This is a genomic window from Brevibacillus sp. HB1.2, assembly GCF_013332495.1.
Classification (GTDB): Bacteria; Bacillota; Bacilli; order Brevibacillales; family Brevibacillaceae; genus Brevibacillus; species Brevibacillus porteri.
The window spans coordinates 29,833-53,878 of record NZ_JABMIU010000002.1 but is presented as its reverse complement, the minus strand read 5'-3'; the positions used below and the strand labels follow the sequence as shown (position 1 = coordinate 53,878).

Genomic DNA, 24,046 nt, shown 5'->3' with positions numbered 1-24,046 from the left:
GCAAATCTGTTCGCAACGTACAAAAGGAGGGAATTTCCCTATGTCGATTCTTGACAATTTCAGCGACTGGAAAGCGTTTCTCGGAGATCGGGTAGAACAAGCGAAACAATCCGGGATGGAAAGCGATACGCTTCAAAATGTAGCTTATCAAATCGGTAGCTATCTGTCTGAGCAAGTAGACCCGAAAAACGATCAGGAGCGTCTGTTGAAACAGCTGTGGGACGCAGGTGATCAACAGCAGCAACAAGCTTTGGCATCACTCATGGTGAAGCTTGTTCAGAATCGCAATGATGCGAACGCTGGCAGCTAGCCATCAAATCCCCTACTTTTGGGGATTTTTCTTTTCGCGATTGTCGAATGAAACGAACGTGATATACTACATAAGAAGAGAATTCTGGTTGGCGGAGAGGATTGCATATGGAAGCGAAGAAAGAATGGTACATGGAGTATGAGATTGCCCGTAACCGTCCCGGTCTCTTAGGGGACGTATCTTCTATTCTGGGGATGTTGAACATTAATATCGTGACGATCAATGGTGTGGATACCATGCGTCGAGGTATGCTGCTCTTGACCGATGATGATGAAAAAATGGAGGTTTTGCGCAACGTTGTGCAAAAAATGGACAACATAACCATAACGAGGTTACGTCCCCCGACAATGCTGGATCGCTTGGCTGTGCGTCACGGTCGCTATATTGAACGGGATAGCGAGGACAAAAAAACGTTTCGTTTTGTTCGTGAAGAGCTGGGCTTGTTGGTCGATTTCATGGCAGAAATCCTGAAGAAGGAAGGTCATCAGCTCATCGGGATTCGTGGCATGCCTCGCGTAGGGAAGACTGAATCGATGATTGCTGCCAGCGTATCCGCCAATAAACGTTGGACTTTCATTTCCTCTACTTTGTTGCGCCAGACGGTGCGTAGTTCCTTAGCCATTGATGAAATGTCTACAGATCATGTATATTTGATAGATGGAATTGTCTCAACGCTGCGATCGACAGAAAAGCACTTCACCTTGCTTCGGGAAATTATGAACTTTCCTGCCGCAAAAATCATTGAGCATCCGGATATATTCGTAAGGGAATCTGAGTACCAACTTGATGATTTCCATTACATTATTGAGCTGCGTCATCATCCGGATGAAGAGATTACATATGAGCTTATCAACAATCGCGGCTTTGATAATTTCGAAATGAATTAAGGAGGGGCAGCTGTGTCTGAGCTAGGTCAAGTCCTACAAAGGGCCCGCGAAGAAAAAGGAATCACGCTCGACGACATCCAACGTATCACCAAGATACAGCGGCGATATTTGGAAGCTATTGAAAGGGGTCATTTTCATGTACTTCCTGGCCACTTTTACGCGCGTGCATTTATAAAGAGTTATGCGGAAGCTGTCGGTCTAGACCCGAACCACATCCTGACTCACTTTCAGTCCGATTTGCCGGCCCAGCCACCTACAGAGCAAGTAGAACGACTGCGTCGCAGACGAGTTGCTTCAGCGAACAATCCATTACAAGCGGGGCGATGGGTTACCAAGACCTTGCTCGTCTTGTTTATTGCCTTGATTATCGGGGTTATTTATTTCGCTGTCGTCAACAACAACGGAAATCAGATGACTCAGCCAGTGCCGGGTGGAACAGTTAACCCTGGAGCAGAGATTGTCACGCCTGGCAATGGTGGTGGAGCGGGAACATCCCCGATTGCTCAACAACCGAAGCCGCCTTCTATTACCACACCGAATCCTGAAACAGGAACAAACCCACCTGAGACCGTTACAGAAACTCCTCAGGCAACCATCACATTCGAATCGCAGCAAGGATCAATGTATAATTATTCCTTGCAAGGTGGAGAAAAAATCACGGTTTATTTGAAGGTGAAAGCAGAAACAAGCTGGTTTGGTATTTCGGAAGGAAAAGGCAAAACTTATGTTGAGCAGGGCACGCTCAAGAAGGATCAGGAAAAAACGATTGAGCTGGGGAAATCAGCTTATATTCGTTTGGGCAAACCGACTGTAGTGGAATTGAAGGTTAACGGAGTCTTGGTAGACACGTCTAAAATGAAATCAATGCCGTCTAATATTACGATGAAAGTTAAAGAGGCGGTCACCCAGTAGGCAAGCGTATGCTTGCCTTTCGTACTTTTCTCTTTTTTGACACTTCCTTTAGGCTTATATTATACTGGATAGGTGTAATATGGGTTGGTGTGACCAATTGGAGGAAAAAAGATGACAGAGAAGGTAGGCACGCGTGAAAAAGTAGCGATTGTTACGCTGGGCTGTGAAAAGAATCTCGTTGATTCGGACATGATGGCCCATCTGATAGATGAAAAAGGTTATGAACTGGTTGATAACCCGGAAGAAGCAACTGTGGTCATCGTCAATACCTGCGGTTTCATCGATGCAGCCAAGGAAGAATCCGTCAATAAGATTCTGGAAATGGGTGAATTGAAGGAATCCGGCAAACTGAAATCGCTTGTGGTGGCAGGCTGTCTCACACAACGTTACAAAGAGGATATCTTGAATGAGATTCCTGAGGTGGACGGTATTGTCGGAACAGGCGATTTTATGTCGATTACAGGTATTATCGAAGAATCTCTAGAGGGCAAGCGACCGATTTTTGTAGGAAATCCCATTTTTACGTACGAAGATGTAGTGAAGCGGAAAGTAAAAGAAGGCACATACTCCGCATATATTAAAATTGCCGAGGGTTGTGACAACGCCTGTACGTTCTGCTCGATTCCTTTGATGCGTGGGGGATTCCGCAGTCGTACAATCGAGTCCATCGTAGAAGAAGCGCGTCATTTGGCTGCTCAAGGTATCGTAGAAGTGAGCCTGATCGCACAAGATTCTACGAACTACGGAACGGATATTTACGATGGAAAACTGATGCTTCCTGAACTTTTAAACCGCCTGGCAGAAGTCGAGGGCATCGAGTGGATTCGTCTTCACTACGCATATCCTGGATTTTTCACGGATGAATTGATCCACACCTTTGCTACCAATCCAAAAGTGTGCAAATACGTAGATATGCCTTTGCAGCACTCCGAAGACCATATTCTGAAAAGAATGCGTCGCCCGGGAAGACAGACGGACATTCGTGCGCTGGTAGCAAAAATTCGCGCACAGGTTCCAGATGTGGCACTGCGTACCTCTTTGATCGTAGGGTTCCCAGGGGAAACAGAGGAAGACTTCGAGCGCCTGAGCGAGTTTGTGAAGGATATTCGCTTTGATCGACTGGGTGTGTTTACTTACTCCAACGAGGATGACACTCCAGCTTCTCGTCTGCCTGACCACGTTGACGAAGAGCTTAAGGAAAAACGTGCGAACATGCTGATGGAAATTCAACGTGAAGTAGCCGGAGATCGCAACGGACGCTTTGTTGGTCAAGTCTTGGATATTTTGATTGAACGTTACGAAGGACGTAACGATATTTATGTAGGTAGAACACAGTATGACGCTCCGGAAATCGATGGTGAAGTATTCGTCACAGGTTTTAAAGGCGAACTGGGCACCATCGTAAAAGTAAAAATTACACACTCCTATGAATACGATTTAGCCGGGGAGGTAGTCTAGTTGAATCTCGCCAACCGCATCACACTCGCCAGGATCTTTCTGGTGCCGGTAGTTATGTTTTTTATGCTGGTGCGTTACAACATCGGGACATTTTCGATTGGCAGCCTGACGATGACGTATAACGAGCTGATTGCGGCTTTGGTGTTTATCCTAGCAGCCAGTACGGACGGACTCGACGGTTATATTGCACGGAAAAATAAAATCGTGACGAACTTGGGGAAGTTTTTGGATCCGCTTGCTGATAAGCTGTTGATTTCCGCAGCACTCATTTCACTTGTAGAGATGCAACGTCTGGAAGCGTGGATTGCGATTGTCATTATCAGCCGGGAGTTTGCGGTAACGGGTCTACGACTAGTTGCAGCGGCAGAAGGACAGGTAATTGCTGCGAGTGCATTGGGTAAACTGAAAACATGGGTGCAGATCGTAGCGATTACGGCTGTTATGATTCGCAACTTCCCATTTGAGTTCTTCGGCATTCCGTTCGACGAAGTAGCTACTTGGGCGATGGTGATCATCACGATTTACTCCGGGTACGACTACTTTGCGAAAAATCGTAACGTGATCCAATACTCGTAATGCGGGTATTGGTCTCTTTTTTCACAAGACTCTTCTCTTGAGCGTTTGCAAGTGATAAACTATTAGTTTAGAGGCTTTTCTACTCTCAAAGAGAATGGATGAGGAAGATGAGAGCGGAGATTATTGCGGTAGGTACCGAACTTTTGCTAGGCCAGATCGCTAACACCAACGCACAGTTTCTTTCTCAGAAGCTGGCGGAAATTGGCGTGGGAGTTTACTTTCATACGGTTGTGGGAGACAATACGGAGCGATTGCTACAAGTGATTCGATTGGCATCAGGGCGATCTGATCTCGTCATTTTCACGGGTGGGCTAGGGCCGACTCAAGATGATTTGACGAAAGAAACCTTGGCGGGGCATGTAGGCATTGGATTGGAAACGAATCCAGAGGCCATGGAGAGAATTGAAAAATTCTTTTTGCAACGTGGGATTGTCATGACGGAGAACAATCGTAAGCAGGCGCTGGTGCTTTCTGGCAGCCATGTATTCTCCAACGATTTCGGGATGGCGCCGGGGATGGCGATCCGTCATGACAGTAGTACGTTCGTGCTGTTGCCTGGACCACCAAGCGAGCTGTATCCAATGGTGGAGAATTACGTGATGCCTTACTTGAACGATTTGCTCCCAGAAAAACAAGTGTTTCATTCTCATGTACTCCGGTTCTACGGAATAGGCGAATCCGCCTTGGAGGAAAAACTGCTCGATCTGATCGAAAAGCAGGACAATCCAACGATCGCGCCATACGCCAAAGAATTCGAAGTAACGCTGCGGATTACGGCAAGAGCTGCTACAGTCGAAGAAGGGGAAGCCCTAATCTTACCTGTAGAAAAAGAAATTCTCAGCCGTGTTGGCCAGTATATGTACGGGATGGGTGAGAATTCGTCGCTGCATGATGTGCTGGTTTCTGAGCTAAAAAAGAGAAATGAGACGATTGCTTGTGCAGAAAGCTGCACAGGAGGAGCAATTGCCTCGTTGATTACCTCAGTGCCGGGAAGCTCGCAAGTGTTTCGTGGAGGGGTAGTCTGCTACACCAATGAAGTGAAAAATCAGCTGCTCGAAGTACCTGATTCCATTTTGCAAGCAGATGGGGCAGTCAGTGAGAAAGCAGCTCAATTGCTGGCTGAACATGTACGAGAAAAGCTGGGGGCTACTTACGGGATTTCTGTTACGGGAGTGGCTGGACCCGATCCTTCCGAGGGCAAGCCTGTTGGCCTTGTTTACGTAGGGATCGCGGCAGAAGGAATGCCTACAGTTGTAAAAGAGCTCCGCCTTGCCGGAAGAAGGCATGCAATCGTTGGGCGTGCCGCTAAATACGCGTTGTTTTATGCGCTGCAAATGCAAAAAGAAAGGTGATTTTTTTCATGACGATTTTTTCCGATTTTCCTTTACATAAATCTATTCTGCAAGCGATTCACGATATGGGCTTCGAGGAGCCATCACCGATTCAGGCAGCTTGCATTCCAAAAGTTCTGGATGGCGGAGACCTGATTGGTCAAGCACAGACAGGTACTGGTAAGACTGCTGCATTCGGGATTCCACTTGTAGAAAAGATTACGCCTGCCAATCGTGTACAAGCGATCGTGCTGACCCCAACTCGTGAGCTGGCTATCCAGGTTGCGGGAGAGCTCTTGCGCATCTCGAAATATAACAAAGTTCGTACGCTGCCAATCTATGGCGGACAATCGATCGGACATCAAATTCGTGCACTACGCCAAGGTGTACAAATCGTTGTAGGTACTCCTGGCCGTGTTATGGACCACTTGCGCCGAAAAACATTGAAGCTGGATCACGTACATACACTCGTTTTGGATGAAGCGGATGAAATGCTGGACATGGGCTTCATCGAAGATATCGAGACGATCATCACACATATGCCGGAAGAGCGTCAAACCTTGCTGTTCTCTGCGACGATGCCGCCAGAAATCAAGCGTTTGGCTACCCGTTACATGAAACAACCGCAAACGATCGCGGTTAGCCGTGAAGAAGTAACGGCACCATTGATCGAACAGGTATACTACAAAGTGTTTGACCGTAACAAAGTAGAGAGCCTCTGCCGCATCTTGGACAGTGAGGATGTCGAGCTGGGTATCATTTTCTGCCGCACTAAGCGCGGCGTAGATGAGTTGTCTGAAGTTCTGCAATCCCGCGGATACCTTGCGGACGGATTGCATGGTGACTTGTCACAGGCACAACGTGACAAGGTCATGAATGCGTTCCGTGAGGGCTCGATTGAATTCTTGATCGCGACTGACGTAGCAGCACGCGGTATCGACGTAGGAAACGTCTCTCACGTAATCAACTACGATATTCCACAAGACTCTGAGAGCTACGTACACCGTATTGGCCGTACTGGTCGCGCAGGTCGCAAAGGAATTGCGATGACGCTGGTTACGCCGCGTGAAGTAAGACAAATGATGTTTATCCAAAAGCAGACAAAAGCACAAGTGCTCTCTCGCAATGTTCCTTCCCTGGAGGAAGTGGCTGAGCGCAAACAAGAGCAATTGCGTGAACAATTGACTAGCCTTTTGGAAAGCGATGCAATCGCGGATATGTATCAAAAAGTAGCGGATGCTCTCGTAGGTCAATACCCGGCTGAAAAAGTAGCAGCTGCTGCATTACACCTGGCATTCCATACCGAAGCGGGACAAGGGCAGGAAGTAGAAGCGTACAACTTTGGTGAGACAGGCGCAGCAAAAGGCATGGTTCGCTTCTTCCTGAACGTAGGCCGCAATGCGAACATGAAGCCACAGGATCTGGTACGCGAGATCTCTGAATCTGTGGGTATCCCAGGAAAATCAGTAGGTCGCATCGACATTTTCGAGAACTTCACATTTGTTGAGGTTCCAGAAGAGGTAGCTGCTTTCGTATATGAGTCACTGCGTCAAACACGTATCAACGGAAAACGAATCAATCTGGAGCCTGCAAAGCCTCGCGGAGCGAAGCGTTCCTAATTAGAGAGTATTACACAAAGCAGTCATTTCTCTGGGAACAACCAGGAAATGGCTGCTTTTTTACGATGCGAATATTTGTTCGTAAAAAATACTTGGCAAACACTTCTGTCTCGAGGTATGATGAAGACAAGCAAAAGAGATGCGAAAATTGAAAGGGTGTGTACCATTTGTCAGATCGTCGCGCAGCTTTGGAGAGTGCATTGCGTCAAATAGAAAAGCAATTCGGAAAAGGTTCCATTATGAAGTTGGGGGAAGTATCCAACATCCAGATTTCTACGGCTTCTAGCGGTGCACTTGCTCTAGATATTGCACTTGGTGTGGGTGGGTTCCCACGCGGACGGATTGTTGAGATTTACGGACCAGAGTCTTCTGGTAAAACAACAGTAGCGCTTCATGCCATCGCAGAAGTTCAAAGACAGGGTGGACAAGCTGCGTTTATCGATGCTGAGCATGCCTTGGATCCGGTTTACGCTGCGAAGCTGGGTGTGAACATCGATGAATTGCTGTTGTCCCAACCAGACACTGGTGAGCAAGCATTGGAGATCGCGGAAGCACTGGTGCGCTCTGGTGCGGTAGACATTATCGTAGTCGACTCCGTTGCGGCACTCGTACCAAAAGCAGAGATCGAAGGCGAGATGGGAGATTCCCACGTAGGTTTGCAAGCACGCTTGATGTCCCAAGCACTCCGCAAGCTGTCCGGCGCCATCAACAAGTCCAAAACGATTGCAATCTTCATCAACCAGCTTCGTGAAAAAGTGGGAGTTATGTTCGGTAACCCAGAAACAACTCCGGGTGGACGCGCTTTGAAGTTCTACGCGAGTGTTCGCTTGGACGTTCGTAAAGCGGAATCTATCAAAGTTGGCAACGACATTTTGGGAAGCAAGACGAAGATCAAAGTCGTCAAAAATAAAGTAGCACCACCATTCAAGGTTGCTGAAGTGGATATCATGTACGGCGAAGGTATTTCCAGAGAAGGTAGCATTCTCGACATCGGTTCCGAGATCGATGTGGTTCAAAAGAGTGGTGCATGGTACTCCTTCAATGAGGAGCGTCTCGGCCAAGGTAGAGAGAATTCGAAAGTCTTCCTGAAAGAAAATCCGCACATTGCATCACAGATTGAAACAAAGGTGCGCGAATACTTCAGCCTAAACCCTGGTTCTGTTCCAGAAGGTGAAGCAGTAAATGACCCAGAGCAAGATGAAGAGCCTACATTTGATCTGGAGTAATGAAGAGTAGAAGAGCAGCCTGTCGATGAGACAGGCTGTTATTTTAGCTTTGCGAAGGAGTGAATCATCATGAAGAGCGGCCTGATCACTGCCGTTCATCGAGATATCAAACAAAAGCAACGCTACCATATCGATGTCGAAGGCGAGTATGCCATTACCGTACACGAAGACATACTGGTAAAGTACAACCTATTTAAGGGAACAGAATTAGATGAAGCTTTTTGCCGAGAAGTCCTGATAGCAGAAGAAAAGCATAAAGCGTATTTAGGTGCATTGCGATATCTCGGTATACGCCCGCGAACAAGCAGTCAGCTGCATTCCTATTTGATAGAAAAGGGATTTTCGCCACAGATTGCAGAAGAGATATGCCAGCGCTGCAAGGATCACGGCTACATCGATGATGAAGCATTTGCGAAGCAATGGGTAGACGAGCGATTGCGCTTGAAGCCGAGGAGCCCGTATATGCTGCGTATGGAGCTTACCCATCGTGGAGTGGACAGAGCGATTGTAGAGGACGCAGTACGTGGCGTGTCTAGGCAGGCTGAACTAGATGCTGCCCGCGCATTGATAGAGAAGAAGGCGCGGCGTATAGAGGGTGCACCGAACCCCGATGAAGAGCGTAAGCTGCTATCTATGCTGATGCGCAAGGGATTCTCCCATGCGATCATTCAACAAATGCGTGAAGAATTGCGTCATAGAAGCGATAGTTAGGGCCAACTCTATTTGCATGATCTTGACAATTCTTGTTCACAAATAATAAAATAGGTTTGTATTTACTTGGTGTATCATAACTTTTGTGATTTGCTCACTCGTTGCCTATGAAACAACTGAAAAACCGTGCGAAAGCTGTACGGATTCAGCGGACCGAGTAAATCGGTCTTGTTTTTTAGCCGAATGTTCAAATGTGAGAGCACTCCATGGAAAACAAATGCTTGGAAAGCGGGGAGATGTCTTACAATAAGGAGGTGAAACGAAAAAGCCTATGGATCCTATACTTACTGTTGTCATTGTGCTCGTTGCCCTGCTGATCGGCTTGGGTGCAGGCTACTTCACTCGTAAATCGATTGCGGAAGCGAAGATCTCCAGTGCAGAAGAAGCTGCACGACAGATCGTGGAGGAAGCTAAACGGGACGCCGAAGCCGTTAAGAAGGAGAAGGTGCTGGAAGCAAAGGATGAAGTGTTCAAGCTTCGATCCGAAGCGGAAACCGAATTGCGTGAGAGACGCAATGAGATCCAGCGTCAGGAACGACGAATTCTACAAAAAGAAGAATCGTTGGACCGCAAGATGGAACAGTTGGAGCGCAAAGAAGAAGAATTGTCTGAGCGTGACCGTACCATCGCAGAACTGCAAAGCAAGGTAGAGCACTTATATAAAGAACAAGTATCAGAGCTAGAACGAATCTCCGGCTTGACGCAGGATGAGGCGAAGACGATCATTCTGACTGATGTGGAGAATACCGTCCGTCACGAAATGGCTGTGATGATCAAGGAGATTGAGACTCAGGCCAAGGAAGAAGCGGACAAGCGTGCTCGTGAGATCATTACGACCTCCATTCAACGTTGTGCAGCAGACCACGTAGCAGAAACAACCGTTTCTGTGGTTACGTTGCCAAATGATGAGATGAAGGGACGTATTATCGGACGCGAAGGACGTAACATTCGTGCCCTGGAAACGTTGACTGGTATCGATCTGATTATTGACGATACTCCAGAAGCAGTCATCCTGTCTGGCTTCGATCCGATTCGTCGGGAAATCGCCAAGACAGCGTTAGATAAACTGGTCGCAGACGGCCGCATTCACCCAGCTCGCATCGAGGAAATGGTGGAAAAAGCACGTCGCGAAGTAGACGAGCGAATCCGTGAATACGGTGAGCAAGCAACGTTTGAAACAGGCGTTCACGGCTTGCATCCAGATCTGATCAAGATTCTCGGACGCTTGCGTTATCGTACAAGCTACGGTCAAAACGTACTGAAGCACTCTATGGAAGTGGCACATCTCGCCGGTTTAATGGCGGCAGAACTGAAAGAAGATGTGAAGCTGGCCAAACGTGCAGGTTTGCTGCATGATATCGGAAAAGCAATTGACCATGAAGTAGAAGGTTCACACGTTGAAATCGGTGTTGAACTGGCTAAGAAGTACAATGAGCATCACGTAGTAGTGAACAGTATTGCGTCTCATCACGGTGATACCGAACCAACTTCCGTCATTGCTATGCTCGTGGGAGCTGCTGACGCTCTGTCTGCCGCACGCCCAGGTGCACGCCGTGAGACATTGGAAACATATATCAGACGTTTGGAGAAACTGGAAGAGATCTCTGAGTCGTTCGATGGCGTAGAAAAGTCTTATGCGATTCAAGCAGGACGCGAAATTCGCGTGATGGTTCAACCTGATAAGATTGACGATGCGGAAGCTACCCGTCTGGCACGGGATATCACGAAACGAATTGAAAATGAACTTGACTACCCAGGTCATATTAAAGTAACGGTTATCCGTGAAACACGGGCAGTTGAGTATGCAAAGTAAAGTGGCTGCGTGCCACTTTACTTTTTTTGTAGCGCAACGAAGGACACACCAAATGTTTGACGAAGTCAAGTTTTCTAATGAGCAGAGGAATTGTGTATACTAGCAATGAGGTGATTTGGTAATGAAGTTGTTATTCATTGGAGATATTATGGGCTCGCCTGGCAGAGAGATCGTGAAAACATATCTGCCGTTACTGAAACGAAAATACAACCCTACCTTTATCGTAGCGAATGGAGAGAACGCTGCGCATGGTCGTGGGATTACAGAGAAAATTACCAAGGAGCTTTTCGCGTGGGGCGTTCAAGCGATTACGCTCGGGAATCATACGTGGGACCAAAGAGAAATTTTCGATTTTATTGATGATGAGCCGCGGATGATTAGACCCGCGAACTTCCCAGAAGGGGCTCCTGGAAAAGGGATTACATATATCAAACAACATGAAGGGGAACTAGCCGTCATTAATTTGATGGGGCGTACGTTCTTGCCGCCGCTCGATTGTCCGTTCCAAATGGCTGACAAGCTAGTAGAGCAAGCTCGGAAGCGTACGAAGCTCATTTTTGTAGACTTTCATGCGGAAGCCACATCGGAAAAGCAAGCAATGTCATGGTATCTCGATGGGAAGGTAACGGCGGTCGTGGGGACACATACCCATGTGCAAACCGCTGATGAACGTATTTTGCCTCAAGGAACCGGATTTTTGTGTGATGTAGGAATGTGTGGCCCAAGTAACGGCATTTTGGGGATGGAACGCGAAGCTGTTATTAAGAAATTTTTGACGCAGCTCCCTGTTCGCTTTGAGGTAGCGCCAGATCCTGCGCAGTTGAATGCAGTGCTGATTACTCTAGATAAAACGACTGGGCATGCGAAAAAAATGGAACGAATCAGAATTGACTCTGACCATCCGTTTATGGAATAATGAGAATAAGATTAGAATTTTTTGAATCTTTCAAGCAAGTTAGCAGGAATTTTTAGGGGTTATGCGAATATCATTCTAATGATGACAGGATTCCTATCAGACGGGAGGTTCAAAAAGGATGGAAGTATTAAAAGTTTCAGCAAAGTCTAACCCCAATTCCGTTGCTGGTGCCCTTGCCGGAGTTCTTCGTGAACGAGGCGCGGCTGAGATCCAAGCCATTGGCGCTGGGGCGCTTAATCAAGCTGTGAAGGCAGTAGCAATCGCACGAGGGTTCGTAGCGCCGAGTGGAGTTGACCTCATTTGTATTCCAGCCTTTACCGACATCGTGATTGATGGAGAAGAACGAACTGCAATCAAATTAATCGTAGAACCCAGATGATACAACTGCAAATGCTTCACCTGCCTGTTTGTTCGAAGAATGAACAGGTTTTTTCGTTTGTTCAGAAGTATAACCTCCGAAGTTATCGATGAGAAGGAGCGTTTCCATATGAAAATCTTTGATGCGCATAGCGATGTATTATGCAAGCTATGGCAGAACCCCGAGCTGGACTTTTATAAAGAAGACAAGCTCTTGCAAACGGGTTTTACCGCCCTTGAAAAAGGGAATGTAGACATACAAGTGCTTGCCTGTTTCGTCCCTTCTCAAGTGCCGTTTGGACGTCGCTTTCATTCTGTACTAGAAATGATCGATATTTTTTATCAAGAGGTGGCCAGTGATAAATTCCGGCCCATTTTCACAAAGGCAGATTTGGCTGAATGCGTATTAAAGGGACAGAAAGGGGCTATTCTGTTTGTAGAAGGCGCGCATGCATTAGAAGAGAGTCTGGTTCAGCTACGTACGTGGTTCCGGCTTGGTGTAAGAGGAATGACGCTGACCTGGAATCATGGCAATGCCCTAGCGAGTGGAAATGGAGAGCCGAATCCAGGTGGACTTACTTCATTTGGACGAGAAGTCATAGAAGAAATGAATCGGCTGGGGATGATCATTGATGTTTCGCATTTGGCCGATCCAGGATTCTGGGATGTACTAGAATGCTCGAAAGCACCAGTGATCGCTTCGCATTCGAACGTGAGAAGCATATGCAATCACTCTCGCAATTTGACGGACGATCAAATTCAAGCGTTAATCGCCAAAGATGGCGTGATTGGCTTGACGTTTGTAGACTTCTTTACCGTGCCGGACAAGCGCACGGTTTGGATCGATGACTTGCTGCGCCACTTGGATCACATCTGCGCGTTGGGTGGCGTAAACCACGTAGGTTTTGGCTCCGATTTCGATGGTATTACCGAGACGTTTGGGGACATGGCATCCGCGGCAGATTACTCCCAGTTACTAGAAGCTTTGTTAAAACGATATAAAGAGGCGGAAGTATTGAAATTTGTGCAAGGAAATTGGTTGCGTGTTTTCGGAAACGTGCTACAATAAAGCATGAGGATATTAATGTACCAAGTTCAACATTAAAATTCAGGTCAAAAGTAAGTTGAGTAAAAGCACTTGCAATTTGACATGGACAGGACTACAATTGTTACTGTCTATGCACAGAAATGTCACATCTTATCAGTCTTTTCAAGGTGTGATAGGGCAGCTTTTCTCACAGTCACTGAAAGGGTGGAATCTGAATGATTAGTCAACTTTCCTGGAAAGTTGGAGGACAGCAAGGGGAGGGCATCGAGAGTACTGGTGAGATTTTCTCGATGGCAATGAACCGGATGGGGTACCATCTGTATAGCTACCGTCACTTCTCTTCCCGTATTAAGGGTGGACACACGAACAATAAAATTCGCGTGAGCACAACGCCAATGCGTGCGATCTCTGACGATCTGGACATTCTCGTAGCGTTTGACCAAGAGACGATCGATTTCAATGCGCATGAGCTGCGTGAAGGCGGTATCATTATCGCGGACGCGAAATTTAATCCAAAGTTGCCGGACGGCTTGAAGCCAGTTCGCTTCTTCACTGTACCACTGACTGAGATCGCTGATGAGCTGGGAACTTCCCTGATGAAAAACATGGTGTCGATTGGTGCATCCAGTGCCATCCTCGGCATTTCAGTGGAAAGCTTCCGTCCCATTGTTGAAGATATGTTCCTCCGCAAGGGCGAAAAAGTGGTTGAAAAGAACATGGATGCCATTCGCCGCGGTTTTGATTTTGTAAATGAATTGACTGGTGGTCAACTGCCTGAGTTCCAAATGGAAAAGGCTGATCCACAAAAACAACTGTTCCTCATCGGTAACGATGCGATCGCTCTGGGTGCTGTAGCAGCAGGCTGCCGTTTCATGCCAGCTTATCCGATCACACCTGCTTCCGAGGTAATGGAATACTTGATTAAAAAGCTGCCTAAATTGGGCGGTACTGTTATCCAAACAGAAGACGAGATTGCTGCAATTACGATGGCAATCGGTGCTAACTTCGCGGGTGCTCGTTCCTTGACTGCTTCTGCAGGTCCTGGTCTGTCCCTGATGATGGAAGCAATTGGTCTGGCTGGTATCACGGAACAACCAGTTGTAATCGTGAACACACAGCGTGGTGGCCCATCTACTGGTATGCCTACCAAAATCGAGCAATCCGATGTGAATGCTATGATCTACGGTACGCATGGTGACATTCCAAAAGTAGTGATCGCGCCAAGCACAGTAGAAGAGTGCTTCTACGATGCAGTTGAAGCGTTTAACATTGCGGAAGAATACCAACTGCCTGTTATCCTGATGACAGACTTGACGCTGTCCTTGGGTAAACAAACCGTTGTTCCATTTGACTACAGCAAAGTAGAAATCCGCCGCGGAAAACTGCTTGCTGGACAAGAATTGCCAGAAAAAGAGCAAAACGACCTGTTCAAACGTTATGAAGTAACAGAAGACGGCGTTTCTCCTCGTGTTATTCCTGGTCAAAAATACGGTCTGCACCACGTAACTGGTGTTGAGCATGATCAAACTGGTCGTCCATCTGAGAATGCTGCAAACCGTATTCAACAAATGGATAAACGTATGCGCAAAATGGAAGGCGTCCTGAAAAGCTTCAAAGGCGCTGTAACAGCAGATGCTCCTCACGCTGATGCGGATGTTCTGGTTGTGGGTATCAACTCCACAATTGGTACTATTCAAGAAGCAAAAGGCCGTCTGGAACAAGAGGGAATGAAAGTAAACCATGCACAAATCCGTTTGCTGCATCCGTTCCCAACTGAAGAAATCAAAGCACTCGTAGATAAAGCTAAGAAAGTTGTTGTTGTTGAGCACAACGCTCAAGCGCAAGTAACAAGCTTGCTCAAACAACACGTTGGAAACGCTGAAAAAATCGAATCCGTGCTTAAATATGACGGTAACCCATTCCTGCCGAAGGAAATCTATGCTGAAGTAAAGGAGCTGGTAAAAAATGGCGACTATGAAAGAGTTTCGAAATAACGTAAAGCCAAACTGGTGCCCAGGCTGTGGAGACTTCTCCATCCAAGCGGCTATTCAACGCGCTGCAGCGAACGTAGGTCTGGAACCTGAAAATCTGGCGGTTGTTTCCGGTATCGGTTGCTCTGGTCGTATTTCCGGCTACATCAACTGTTATGGTTTCCACGGTATTCACGGACGTTCCCTGCCAATCGCACAAGGTGTGAAAATGGCGAACCGCGAGCTGACAGTTATCGCAGCAGGTGGTGACGGGGATGGTTTCGCGATCGGTATGGGCCATACTGTACATGCTATCCGTCGTAATATGAACGTTACGTACATCGTAATGGATAACCAAATCTACGGTCTGACAAAAGGTCAAACCTCCCCGCGTTCCGCGACTGGTTTCGTGACCAAGTCTACACCGGCAGGTTCCATCGAGTCCTCGATTTCTCCAGTTGAACTGGCGCTGTCTGTAGGTGCGACATTCGTTGCTCAATCCTTCTCCAGCGATCTGAAGGGCTTGACTGAACTGATTGAAAAAGGTATCCAACACGAAGGCTTCTCCTTGATCAACGTATTCAGCCCTTGTGTAACCTACAACAAGGTAAACACATACGACTGGTTCAAAGAGAACATCGTACCAGTAGACACGCTCGAAGGATACGATCCACATGACCGTATCAAAGCAATGTCTACCTCTATGCAACACAAAGGCCTGATTACAGGTCTGATCTACCAAAACACTGAGCAAAAACCTTACGAAGCTCTTGTAAATGGCTTCAAAGAAGAAGGTTTGGTGAACCAAGACATTCGCTTGTCTGAAGAAGACTTCGAAAAATTGGTTAAAGAATTTGCTTAAGTTTGATAGAGTGAAAAACCTCTCCTTAACGGGAGAGGTTTTTTTGTTACATGCGTTCGCGCCACTGCCTGTACACGAGCATGACAAGGAAAAAGACAACCAATTGACCAAAGAGTGGATACAGGAAGCGGAGAAGCGAGCTGAACCCGATAAAACTGATCAAATAGCAAATCAGCAAAATCCCGAGTAAAATAGTCGGCCCTCGAAGTGGGGTAACTTGTCTAATCTGTTGGGCTAGACCAAAAACGTTGGCCACAAGAGTCGAGAAAATTTCGGCATACACCAATAGGGAGAATAAAAAAGGAATGGTTGGCCCCAAGCCTTGCAGCACAGCAATCATAGGCATTTCCGCGTGATGGATTCCCGGCATTTTTACAGAGAGAGAAGCATAGGCGAGCAAGAGCAGAAGGCCTATTCCCAATCCTCCTATGATTCCCCCCAGGATGAGAGGCTTCTCACTTGTACTCTGTCTACCCATCGGAATCAAAACCGCTTGTGTAAGCGTGACATTTAAGGCAACATAATAAAAGGGAGAACTAAGCCACGCCCAAGGCCGTAACGATTCAACGACGACATTCGTATCTAACCATGGCTTCGTATAAAGGAAGACAAGTACAGTAAAGCCAATGAGCATCGGAACAAAAATGCTGTTCACGTGATGGATGGCAAACAGCCCTTTTTTCGTCACGAAAAAAATCAAAATCATGCTAAACCAAATGCCGATTTGGGGAGATAATCGAAATGACTCCCAAAAAATCGCGCCGGTAGCAGCGAGCATGACGGAGGTAGTGCCTAGCAATACGGTTAAGAGCAAGGCATTAAATACAGTGCCAAACGGATGCCCAAACAAATAGGTGCTGACTTCTTGATAGGAATCGGCCTGAATCCGATAGGCAATCAGCATGACGCGGATGCCTGCCCAAATAAACAGCGTCGTCGCCAGAATGATGCCAACTAAGCCTTGTGTTCCATATTGAACAAAGAACTCTACAATTTCTTTGCCTGAGGCAAAACCAGCTCCTACGACTGTCCCAATATACGTAAAAGCGATCTGCCATGCGGCTCTCCATGTTCCTTGCATCTCAGACCTCCTGTCCCACCTTATTCCATCCTATGAGAGGGAGTGAACCGAATATGCGCGTTACCGTGTTAGGCTATCAATCACCTTATCCTGGCCCAGGGGGTGCTACTCCGGGTTACCTAATTGAAACAGACCGTGTCAAAATTCTTCTCGACTGCGGGAGCGGTGTTCTTGCTCAGTTAGGCAAGCATTTGCCCATTTATGAGCTGGATGCCATGCTCTTATCTCACTATCATCATGATCATGTTGCGGATGTAGGAGTGATGCAGTACGGTTTAATGGTTCATCAGCTATTTGGCCAAAGACCTGCTGACAAGCCGCTTCCGATCTACGCTCCTGCGCTGCCATTGGCCAATGCTCAGACATTGGTGTATCGAGATGCGACCACATTTACACCAATCACCGAAGAAACGTCTGTTACCATTGGGGACGTATCGATTACTTTTTTACGGACAGACCATGGTGATGGAGATCCATGCTACGCCATGCGTTTAGAAGCAAATGGTCATGTCCTCGTATACGGAGCTGACAGTGGACCAGGTACAGCCTGGGAGGGCTTTGCGAATCAAGCGGATTTGTTTATTTGCGAGGGGACCTATCTGGATTACAATTTACCAGCCAAGCAAAATGGGCATCTGTCTGTTCGCCAAGCGGCAGAACTGGCACAATCCTTATTCTGTCGTTCTTTATTAGTTACGCATTTGTTTTACGGCTATGATGAGTCTAAAGTAATCGCGGAGGCCAATGCCTTTGTTGCAGGTCCAGTTTATGCGGCGCGCATCGGCCTGCAAATCGATTTATAACAAGGTTTGTGTACATAGAGAGGAGAGTTGACTGTGTTTCCAAATGTATTAGAAGTTGCACGTAAATTAATCCGTGAACGGGTACAAGTAGGAGAAACTGTTGTAGACGCCACGATGGGGAATGGAAATGACACCTTATTTCTTGCGCAATTGGTGCAAGAAGAGGGGAAAGTAATCGCCTTCGATATCCAGCCGCAGGCAATCGAGAAAACGCGAGAGAGACTCGAAAGAGAAGGTCTGGCGAACAGGGTAGAAATGATGCTCGCCAGTCATGAGGAAATTGACAAGCTGGAGATTAGTGCCGCGGCGATCATGTTTAATCTAGGCTATTTACCAGGTGGAGACAAAGAAATCACAACACAAGCGAGTAGTACCATTCAGGCGATTCAATCAGGGTTGAGGGTGCTCAGACCAGGCGGAATCATGACAGTCATGATTTATTGGGGGCATTCGGCGGGAGAGACGGAAAAAGAGGCAGTAGAAGCATTTTGCCACGAGCTAAGCCAATTGGATTATTTGGTTTTAAAATATCAATATATCAATCAGCAAAACCAAGCCCCATTTTTACTGGCTATCGAACGCCGGGGACAATAAAAAGAACGAAATGTGATCCTTTCCCGGGCAAGCGCAGCATCCGACATCATTCCTATGAGAAAGCAATTATTTTGTCAGTTCGCGAAAGAGGTGTACAAAAATAGGCACGCTCTTGCCCTTTCTGGCACATACCCTATGTGAGAGCAATGTGGCAAGGGGGATCTACGTGGACAGAATCGGGATAATGTTGGATTGGGCCCTTATGGAGAAAGGTATTCAAGGCCTCAAGTCATATGAGCGTCTGCCTTATTATGTCGAAATCGGAAGAGAGCTTGGATTGGAGCCTGTTTTTTTTCATCCGCGGCATGTGAAGCCAGGAGATGAAAGGGTCAAGGGATATTTTTGGAACGGAAATCGACTCGTCTCCCAACTGGTTTCAGTCCCGCGCGTCATCCACAATCGTGTGTTGACAGGGGATACAAAAGCACGAAATGTAATTCGAAGATTGAGCCAAAAGAAGACGGTGTTCAATGGCTTGGTTGTACGGGATAAGAGAAGAGTACACCAGATGCTCTGGAAAAACGAACACATCCGCAGCTATCTGCCACATACCGTTCCTTATTCCATGGAGCAGTTGCGTCAGTTCTTGGATAAGTACCAGGTGGTGTACGTCAAGCCTTCGATTGGATCAGTCGGAATTGGGGTAGCACGTATTGAACGGCATGGAGGCAATTATCACTTCATTGCCTCGAAAAAGCGGCAGATTTTATCTCATTCGCAGATACTCTCCACGGTGCGACGTTGGGTCGGTAACAAAAGATTTTTGATCCAGCGAGGAATTCCTTTGGCGCGCTATGCAGGAAAAACGTTTGATATTCGTGTTTCGGTGCAGAAAAATAAAGAGAAACAGTGGACTGTGAGCGGGATGGTTGCCAAGGTCGCCAATCAGAAAAACAAGCTGAGCAATCTCTCTCGAGGTGGAACAGCAGTGCCGTTTTCGGAAGCTTTGGTACCCATCTTTCCTGAAGTGAAACAACAACAAGCGGTCATCGAAAGAGTTGGTATAGCGGCGGTGGAAATTGCGAAGCAGTATGGTCGGCATTTTTCATCATTAGCAGATTTGGGGATGGATATGGGAATTGACGAGCGAGGCAATCCGTATTTAATTGAAGTCAATGTGCGTGATCAGCGCTATTCTTTTTTCAAGGCAGGAGAGAAGGCGATGTTTAAACAAACGTACCGTCATCCACTGGAATATGCGCAGACATTACTCGCTGAAAAAAAGAACCGGAAGCATCAGCTTCTATCGCCAAGCTATTTACTCTAAAGAAGTAACGCAGAAGAATGTGAAAAAGACGGTGGCATTTATTGCCCCGTCTTTTTGTATGCCGTGACCTACGATTCTGCTGGCTGTTGTTGGTCAGCCAAAGGAAAGGGCAGATTGCGAAAGTGACGATATACCAAAGCCAATATCGATTTTCGAGTCAAGATTCCTTGGAAATAGTGCTCGTCGTCTTCAATGCAGACGAAAGGGTGATTAATGGAAACTTCCAATGCTTTCAAAAATTCATCGGTGTCACGCAATCGAGGGACCTTCGTATCCATCACATCATCTACAATATGTTCGGACATACGCTCGGTCTCGAAGCGTTCCAAACCTAGAGTCTTATTCATGATCATATTCGTGCTGATTAACCCATGCAAACGATACTGATGATCCAGTACAGGAACGGCTGAATAGCCGGACTTGATTAGGACTAGCAGGGTGTGCTCAAGCGAATTACCTAACTGCACATGTGCGACCTTTGTGGACGCGATTATGAGATCTTTGATCGGAATATGTAACAAAGGGATCTCTTGATTCATTCAGATCCACCACCTTTTCTTTCTGTCGTCTATAGCAGTAAGCACTGCTTGTGGTCCTCTTCTATGATACCGTAAGCGAGGTACAAACGGTAGGGCTACATTTAGAAAACTTGGCGTCACCAAGCCTTTGGCGGGGCATTGACGAAAAAAAGCCCGGCAGTTACGCCAGGCAAGTAATCGAGGTGTGGAACAATCGTCCCTCGTACTAGTATGGGAGATCATATTGTTTTTTACATTAGGAGTTTAGAGGAAACCAGTGTATCCTTTACGCTTTATACGTTTGATTTTTGAAAATCGGTTTTGCTTCCATACGTTTTCTTCGATTGAACCAAAAGGACATCGTCGTCAATTCGAAAAGGAAAATGCACAGTGGCGGTGTAATTACGAACATGCCGAGAACCAATGACGGCGTCGACCAGCCTAGTCGATGAATAACGTAGCTCTGTAGTAAGAACAAGATTAACGGATGAACCAAATAGATAGCCATATTTTGTTTGGCCAACCGGGCAAGCCATGGACCGAGTTTAGGCAGTTTGCCGAGATAACTGGATGCAGGGTAAAAGCTGATGATCACACAGAGTGTGTACACCAAGTAAAGCGGTTCGAAAATATTCATGCTCTCGTAATAGCTTTTGGAGCCGGAAAGATAGCCGTACGCCATCCAAACAGCTGCACTTGCCATCACAACGATAGAAGGTATTTGAAGGCGTTTCACCCACGTCCGCCATTTATCCACATTCATTCCGGCATAAGCGCCGAGTGCAAAAGTAAATACGTACATGAAAACATAATGTTGCCCGTAAACATAACTGTGCTGGATGAGGGACAGGAATGGGTTTGAAGCCCAATCGATGGCCCATAACGGCTGAATGAACAAATAGCGGTAGAGAACGTACAGACCAGCCTGTCCAACAAATAGCGCGATGATCCAGCGGAAGTTCAAGTGCCGTTCCATCCACGGTTTGATCAGGCAAAACAACAAGCAAAGCTGCAAGTAAAGCGGAATGTAATACAGGTGGTAGAACGAACTGCCATTAAACAGACTTTCGAAAAACGGTCCAACCAGCACGGCCGGGTCAAAAGTTTGGTGTTTAAAATAGGTGAAGATGGCCGTCCAAATTACATAAGGCAAAATAACCGCGCGCCAGCGTTTCTTCCAGAAAGCACGCCAATCCAATTGTCGGTGCTGATACCAGTAAAACAACAACATGCCAGTTGCAAATATAAACAAAGAACGACCGAATTTTAACAAGATGATTAGAACGGCTTGTAAATCACTATTCCACGGATACGTCTTCTCATTTGAGAGAAAAAAACTGAGGATGTGAATCATCAAGACAGTAAGAGCCCCAAAAACAAAAAGGGCATTCAGATCCTGAAACGTCCCCTTTCGATTGCTATTCATAATTCCTCCAGAATTTTTCCGGCAGCACCTGGAGTATCAAAAGCAAATATAATGCCCGTTATTCGGGTAAGTGCCAGTCAGGTGCGGCCAGTTCTTTTGCGGTATAAGAAAATAAGTGTAATCGTTGCGACAAATGATGCCTCGACTCTGTCACTAACTCATTTTGCACATAAAAGGGGGTAGGTGATACAGCCCACTCAGAACGGATTGTCTCCAATAGACGTGCTTTTACATCATCCATAGTGGCCAATTTTCCAGTCAAACTCGCAATGCTGCCAACGGTAGAAGCATCAATGGAAGGAATTGGCTTATGACTTTGCATTTCATCCAAGCCGGCAAGACGGTAAAAGTGCTCCATCCATTCCCCTCGTGGCCGATCGTCGACGTTAATGCATAACTGCAAAATAGAGCCGTGTCGCGTGCGTCTTTGTGCCATACCTCCGATTTTTTTACCGTGAATGGAAAAATCGTATTCGCCTGCACAGTAGGAACCCGTCACTTCTCCAAATTCCAGCTTCCCATAATCGCGCAGGCCCACATCAAGAAGTTGGGCAACAAATGAGAAGAAGGAGTCGATGGAAATCGAAGTGTCAGGTAATAAACAAGCCATATTGAGAACGCCAGCATCAAGCGGAACACAAGCTCCACCAGACGAGCGAAGAACACAACCAAAGCCATCTTGACCGAACTTACGCAAGGCTTGCTGTAGATGAGGAAGCTTGGCGTCTCTACGGCCGAGATACAGCGCCTGATCGTACACCCACAGATGAATCACAGGGGTTGCAGATTCAAATTGCATACTGGCTGCCAACGCTTCATCACGGATTAAAGGCTCAAGTGGACTATCCTGGTAGGTACCGGAGTCCATCCAGCGAAACGGTTGATTAACAGAAAACGACATAGGAAGGCTCCTTCACAGGACAAGAATAGCTACCATTATAACATCTGAAATGCGTTTATTTCTACGTTTTCGCTATCTTTTTTCCATTTGGTAGAACATGCATGTCAAGGAGAGTGAAAAAATACCCGACAGGCCAAGATAGCTTGTCGGGTCAAAATATGGTTCTTTATTTAGTCTCCTTGAAGGAGAAATTGTCCAGATAGGTCGTTTTGCGAGGCGCGTTTTCAGTTGCCTCTTCTTGCAGGTACAGACCGAGCTTTGTGCCTTCTTGTTTCACATACTGTTGACCGAACAAGTATTGATCGTTCAGGTAGATGGAAACGGTGTTCTCGTTAACTTCTACTTTTAAGCGATTGCTGGATTTCAGCTTGTAGGAGCTAGAAGTAATGATGTCAATATCGTCTTCTTCGACATCATTCACTTTCCCTAAAACAACGCGATCTTTTTGGACGAATACAACATTGGCTTTTCCGTCTTTACCGTTGAAGTAAAGGCCTCCTAAACCTTCACTGCCTACGACATTGACATCGACGCTCAATTCGTATTTCTTAACTTTGTCAGACTCATTCCAATTCAGTGGCAGGAAGTAGTGATCCAGATCATCGTCATCGGATTCCGCTGTCACTTGTTTGCTAGCGACCTCCCATTTTCCTGTCGCTTTGTCTGTATTCCAGTTTTTCAATTTGGAATCAGAGAAGGAATCGCTGATATTGATTCGCTCTGGTTCTGGCTGAGGCTGCGGTTGACCAGGGGTAGGGAATACAATTTTGATCTCATCATCATCGTCACGATCCAAAATAGCACGATAGAGCAGAGAAGCAGCTTCCGCACGAGTAATCGGATCTTGTGGACGGAAATTGCCATTGTATCCTTTCATCAGATCAGTTTGGATCGCAATCGCAATATACGGACGCAGAGCTGACGAAATATCATCGTAATCACGGAACTTTTTCAATTGATTCAGGTCGGCTTTGTACTTTTGATCATAGCCCAACAGACGTACCAATGCGACAGCAATGTCTTCACGTACTGCAGCTTGATCTGGCTTATACGTGTAGGTGGAGCCGGATTTGTAACCAGTCAAGTAAGGCTTGGCGTATTCCACATACAGAAATGCCCAGTGATGACGCGGAACATCCTTAAAGGTTTGGTCGACGTAGCGTTTGTTTATATCTACATCTGCTGCTGCGATCATAATTTTGGCAAATTCGGCGCGGGTCACTTCATTGTTCGGTCTAAACGTCCCATTGTCGTATCCTTTGATGATCCCTTTTGCCGCCATCTCCGTAATTTCCTTGTATGCCCAATGGCTACGTGGAACGTCTGAGAACGAAGGAGTGGAAGCGGCACCGACGACTGGGATAATCGTTAAGAACATCAACACCGACAAAAATACGGCTAGTGCTCTTTTCATGTTAACCTCCTCAAAATGGCAATGTAGTTTTTGTTGACTGCTATTC

Annotated in this window: 23 protein-coding genes; 18 read left to right on the top strand and 5 right to left on the bottom strand. The window is 46.6% G+C overall.

Annotated elements, in window-relative coordinates; all coding sequences use genetic code 11:
* Window positions 1-40 precede the first annotated feature (40 nt).
* The 15 genes from HPY28_RS05020 (at window position 41) to HPY28_RS04950 (ending at window position 15,996) form a co-directional block, all read left to right on the top strand.
* Window positions 41-310: a DUF3243 domain-containing protein gene (locus tag HPY28_RS05020; RefSeq protein WP_017249265.1), complete on the top strand. Its 270-nt coding sequence runs from the start codon at window positions 41-43 to the stop codon at window positions 308-310.
* Between the two features lie 107 nt (window positions 311-417).
* Window positions 418-1,197 (top strand): YmfK family protein, encoded by a 780-nt coding sequence (locus tag HPY28_RS05015; RefSeq protein WP_016743377.1) that lies wholly within the window; start codon window positions 418-420, stop codon window positions 1,195-1,197.
* Window positions 1,198-1,209: 12 nt separating this feature from the next.
* A complete protein-coding gene (locus HPY28_RS30865) occupies window positions 1,210-2,109 on the top strand; it encodes a helix-turn-helix domain-containing protein (RefSeq protein ID WP_017249264.1) in 900 nt (299 codons plus the stop codon).
* Between the two features lie 111 nt (window positions 2,110-2,220).
* Window positions 2,221-3,567 carry a 30S ribosomal protein S12 methylthiotransferase RimO gene (gene rimO / locus HPY28_RS05005; protein ID WP_017249263.1) on the top strand — a complete coding sequence of 449 codons (1,347 nt, stop codon included), beginning with the start codon at window positions 2,221-2,223 and terminating at the stop codon, window positions 3,565-3,567.
* A complete protein-coding gene (gene pgsA / locus HPY28_RS05000) occupies window positions 3,568-4,143 on the top strand; it encodes a CDP-diacylglycerol--glycerol-3-phosphate 3-phosphatidyltransferase (RefSeq protein WP_017249262.1) in 576 nt (191 codons plus the stop codon).
* A 107-nt stretch (window positions 4,144-4,250) separates the two neighbouring features.
* On the top strand, window positions 4,251-5,495 hold the full coding sequence (locus tag HPY28_RS04995; RefSeq protein ID WP_174230189.1) for a competence/damage-inducible protein A: 1,245 nt from the start codon (window positions 4,251-4,253) through the stop codon (window positions 5,493-5,495).
* 8 nt (window positions 5,496-5,503) lie between these two features.
* Window positions 5,504-7,093, top strand: coding sequence for a DEAD/DEAH box helicase (locus HPY28_RS04990; RefSeq protein ID WP_016743381.1), 1,590 nt, complete (start codon window positions 5,504-5,506; stop codon window positions 7,091-7,093).
* A 167-nt stretch (window positions 7,094-7,260) separates the two neighbouring features.
* Window positions 7,261-8,319 carry a recombinase RecA gene (recA, locus tag HPY28_RS04985; protein ID WP_017249260.1) on the top strand — a complete coding sequence of 353 codons (1,059 nt, stop codon included), beginning with the start codon at window positions 7,261-7,263 and terminating at the stop codon, window positions 8,317-8,319.
* A 69-nt stretch (window positions 8,320-8,388) separates the two neighbouring features.
* Entirely contained in the window at window positions 8,389-9,030 is a 642-nt protein-coding gene (locus HPY28_RS04980; protein WP_174224279.1) for a RecX family transcriptional regulator, read from the top strand.
* 271 nt (window positions 9,031-9,301) lie between these two features.
* Window positions 9,302-10,843 (top strand): ribonuclease Y, encoded by a 1,542-nt coding sequence (rny, locus tag HPY28_RS04975; protein ID WP_017249258.1) that lies wholly within the window; start codon window positions 9,302-9,304, stop codon window positions 10,841-10,843.
* 121 nt (window positions 10,844-10,964) lie between these two features.
* Window positions 10,965-11,759 (top strand): TIGR00282 family metallophosphoesterase, encoded by a 795-nt coding sequence (locus HPY28_RS04970; protein ID WP_007719153.1) that lies wholly within the window; start codon window positions 10,965-10,967, stop codon window positions 11,757-11,759.
* A 118-nt stretch (window positions 11,760-11,877) separates the two neighbouring features.
* Entirely contained in the window at window positions 11,878-12,138 is a 261-nt protein-coding gene (spoVS, locus tag HPY28_RS04965) for a stage V sporulation protein SpoVS (RefSeq protein WP_003385776.1), read from the top strand.
* A 108-nt stretch (window positions 12,139-12,246) separates the two neighbouring features.
* Window positions 12,247-13,185 (top strand): dipeptidase, encoded by a 939-nt coding sequence (locus tag HPY28_RS04960; protein ID WP_174230188.1) that lies wholly within the window; start codon window positions 12,247-12,249, stop codon window positions 13,183-13,185.
* 194 nt (window positions 13,186-13,379) lie between these two features.
* Window positions 13,380-15,158 carry a 2-oxoacid:acceptor oxidoreductase subunit alpha gene (locus HPY28_RS04955; RefSeq protein ID WP_017249256.1) on the top strand — a complete coding sequence of 593 codons (1,779 nt, stop codon included), beginning with the start codon at window positions 13,380-13,382 and terminating at the stop codon, window positions 15,156-15,158.
* Complete coding sequence (locus tag HPY28_RS04950; RefSeq protein ID WP_007719146.1) at window positions 15,130-15,996, top strand: 2-oxoacid:ferredoxin oxidoreductase subunit beta; 867 nt, start codon at window positions 15,130-15,132, stop codon at window positions 15,994-15,996. Before HPY28_RS04955 ends, HPY28_RS04950 begins: the two co-directional genes overlap by 29 nt.
* A 46-nt stretch (window positions 15,997-16,042) precedes the next feature.
* Here HPY28_RS04950 and HPY28_RS04945 read toward each other — a convergent pair whose 3' ends face one another.
* Window positions 16,043-17,077 (bottom strand): YkvI family membrane protein, encoded by a 1,035-nt coding sequence (locus HPY28_RS04945; RefSeq protein ID WP_017249255.1) that lies wholly within the window; start codon window positions 17,075-17,077, stop codon window positions 16,043-16,045.
* A 53-nt stretch (window positions 17,078-17,130) separates the two neighbouring features.
* On the opposite strand from HPY28_RS04945, the gene HPY28_RS04940 reads away from it, so the two are divergent.
* The 3 genes from HPY28_RS04940 to HPY28_RS04930 all read left to right on the top strand — a co-directional run bounded on the left by HPY28_RS04940 (window position 17,131) and on the right by HPY28_RS04930 (window position 19,741).
* On the top strand, window positions 17,131-17,880 hold the full coding sequence (locus HPY28_RS04940; RefSeq protein ID WP_017249254.1) for an MBL fold metallo-hydrolase: 750 nt from the start codon (window positions 17,131-17,133) through the stop codon (window positions 17,878-17,880).
* A gap of 33 nt (window positions 17,881-17,913) precedes the next feature.
* Window positions 17,914-18,474 carry a tRNA 5-(aminomethyl)-2-thiouridylate-methyltransferase MnmM gene (mnmM, locus tag HPY28_RS04935; RefSeq protein WP_017249253.1) on the top strand — a complete coding sequence of 187 codons (561 nt, stop codon included), beginning with the start codon at window positions 17,914-17,916 and terminating at the stop codon, window positions 18,472-18,474.
* A 166-nt stretch (window positions 18,475-18,640) separates the two neighbouring features.
* Complete coding sequence (locus HPY28_RS04930) at window positions 18,641-19,741, top strand: YheC/YheD family endospore coat-associated protein (RefSeq protein WP_173621987.1); 1,101 nt, start codon at window positions 18,641-18,643, stop codon at window positions 19,739-19,741.
* 68 nt (window positions 19,742-19,809) lie between these two features.
* Here HPY28_RS04930 and cbpB read toward each other — a convergent pair whose 3' ends face one another.
* The 4 genes from cbpB to HPY28_RS04910 all read right to left on the bottom strand — a co-directional run bounded on the left by cbpB (window position 19,810) and on the right by HPY28_RS04910 (window position 24,000).
* Window positions 19,810-20,280: a cyclic-di-AMP-binding protein CbpB gene (gene cbpB / locus HPY28_RS04925; protein ID WP_069849175.1), complete on the bottom strand. Its 471-nt coding sequence runs from the start codon at window positions 20,278-20,280 to the stop codon at window positions 19,810-19,812.
* Window positions 20,281-20,545: 265 nt separating this feature from the next.
* Window positions 20,546-21,685, bottom strand: a complete 1,140-nt coding sequence (locus tag HPY28_RS04920; RefSeq protein ID WP_173621985.1) for an acyltransferase — start codon at window positions 21,683-21,685, stop codon at window positions 20,546-20,548.
* A gap of 58 nt (window positions 21,686-21,743) precedes the next feature.
* A complete protein-coding gene (locus HPY28_RS04915) occupies window positions 21,744-22,586 on the bottom strand; it encodes a lipoate--protein ligase family protein (protein ID WP_017249249.1) in 843 nt (280 codons plus the stop codon).
* 166 nt (window positions 22,587-22,752) lie between these two features.
* Window positions 22,753-24,000 (bottom strand): S-layer homology domain-containing protein, encoded by a 1,248-nt coding sequence (locus HPY28_RS04910; RefSeq protein ID WP_174230187.1) that lies wholly within the window; start codon window positions 23,998-24,000, stop codon window positions 22,753-22,755.
* Window positions 24,001-24,046 lie beyond the last annotated feature (46 nt).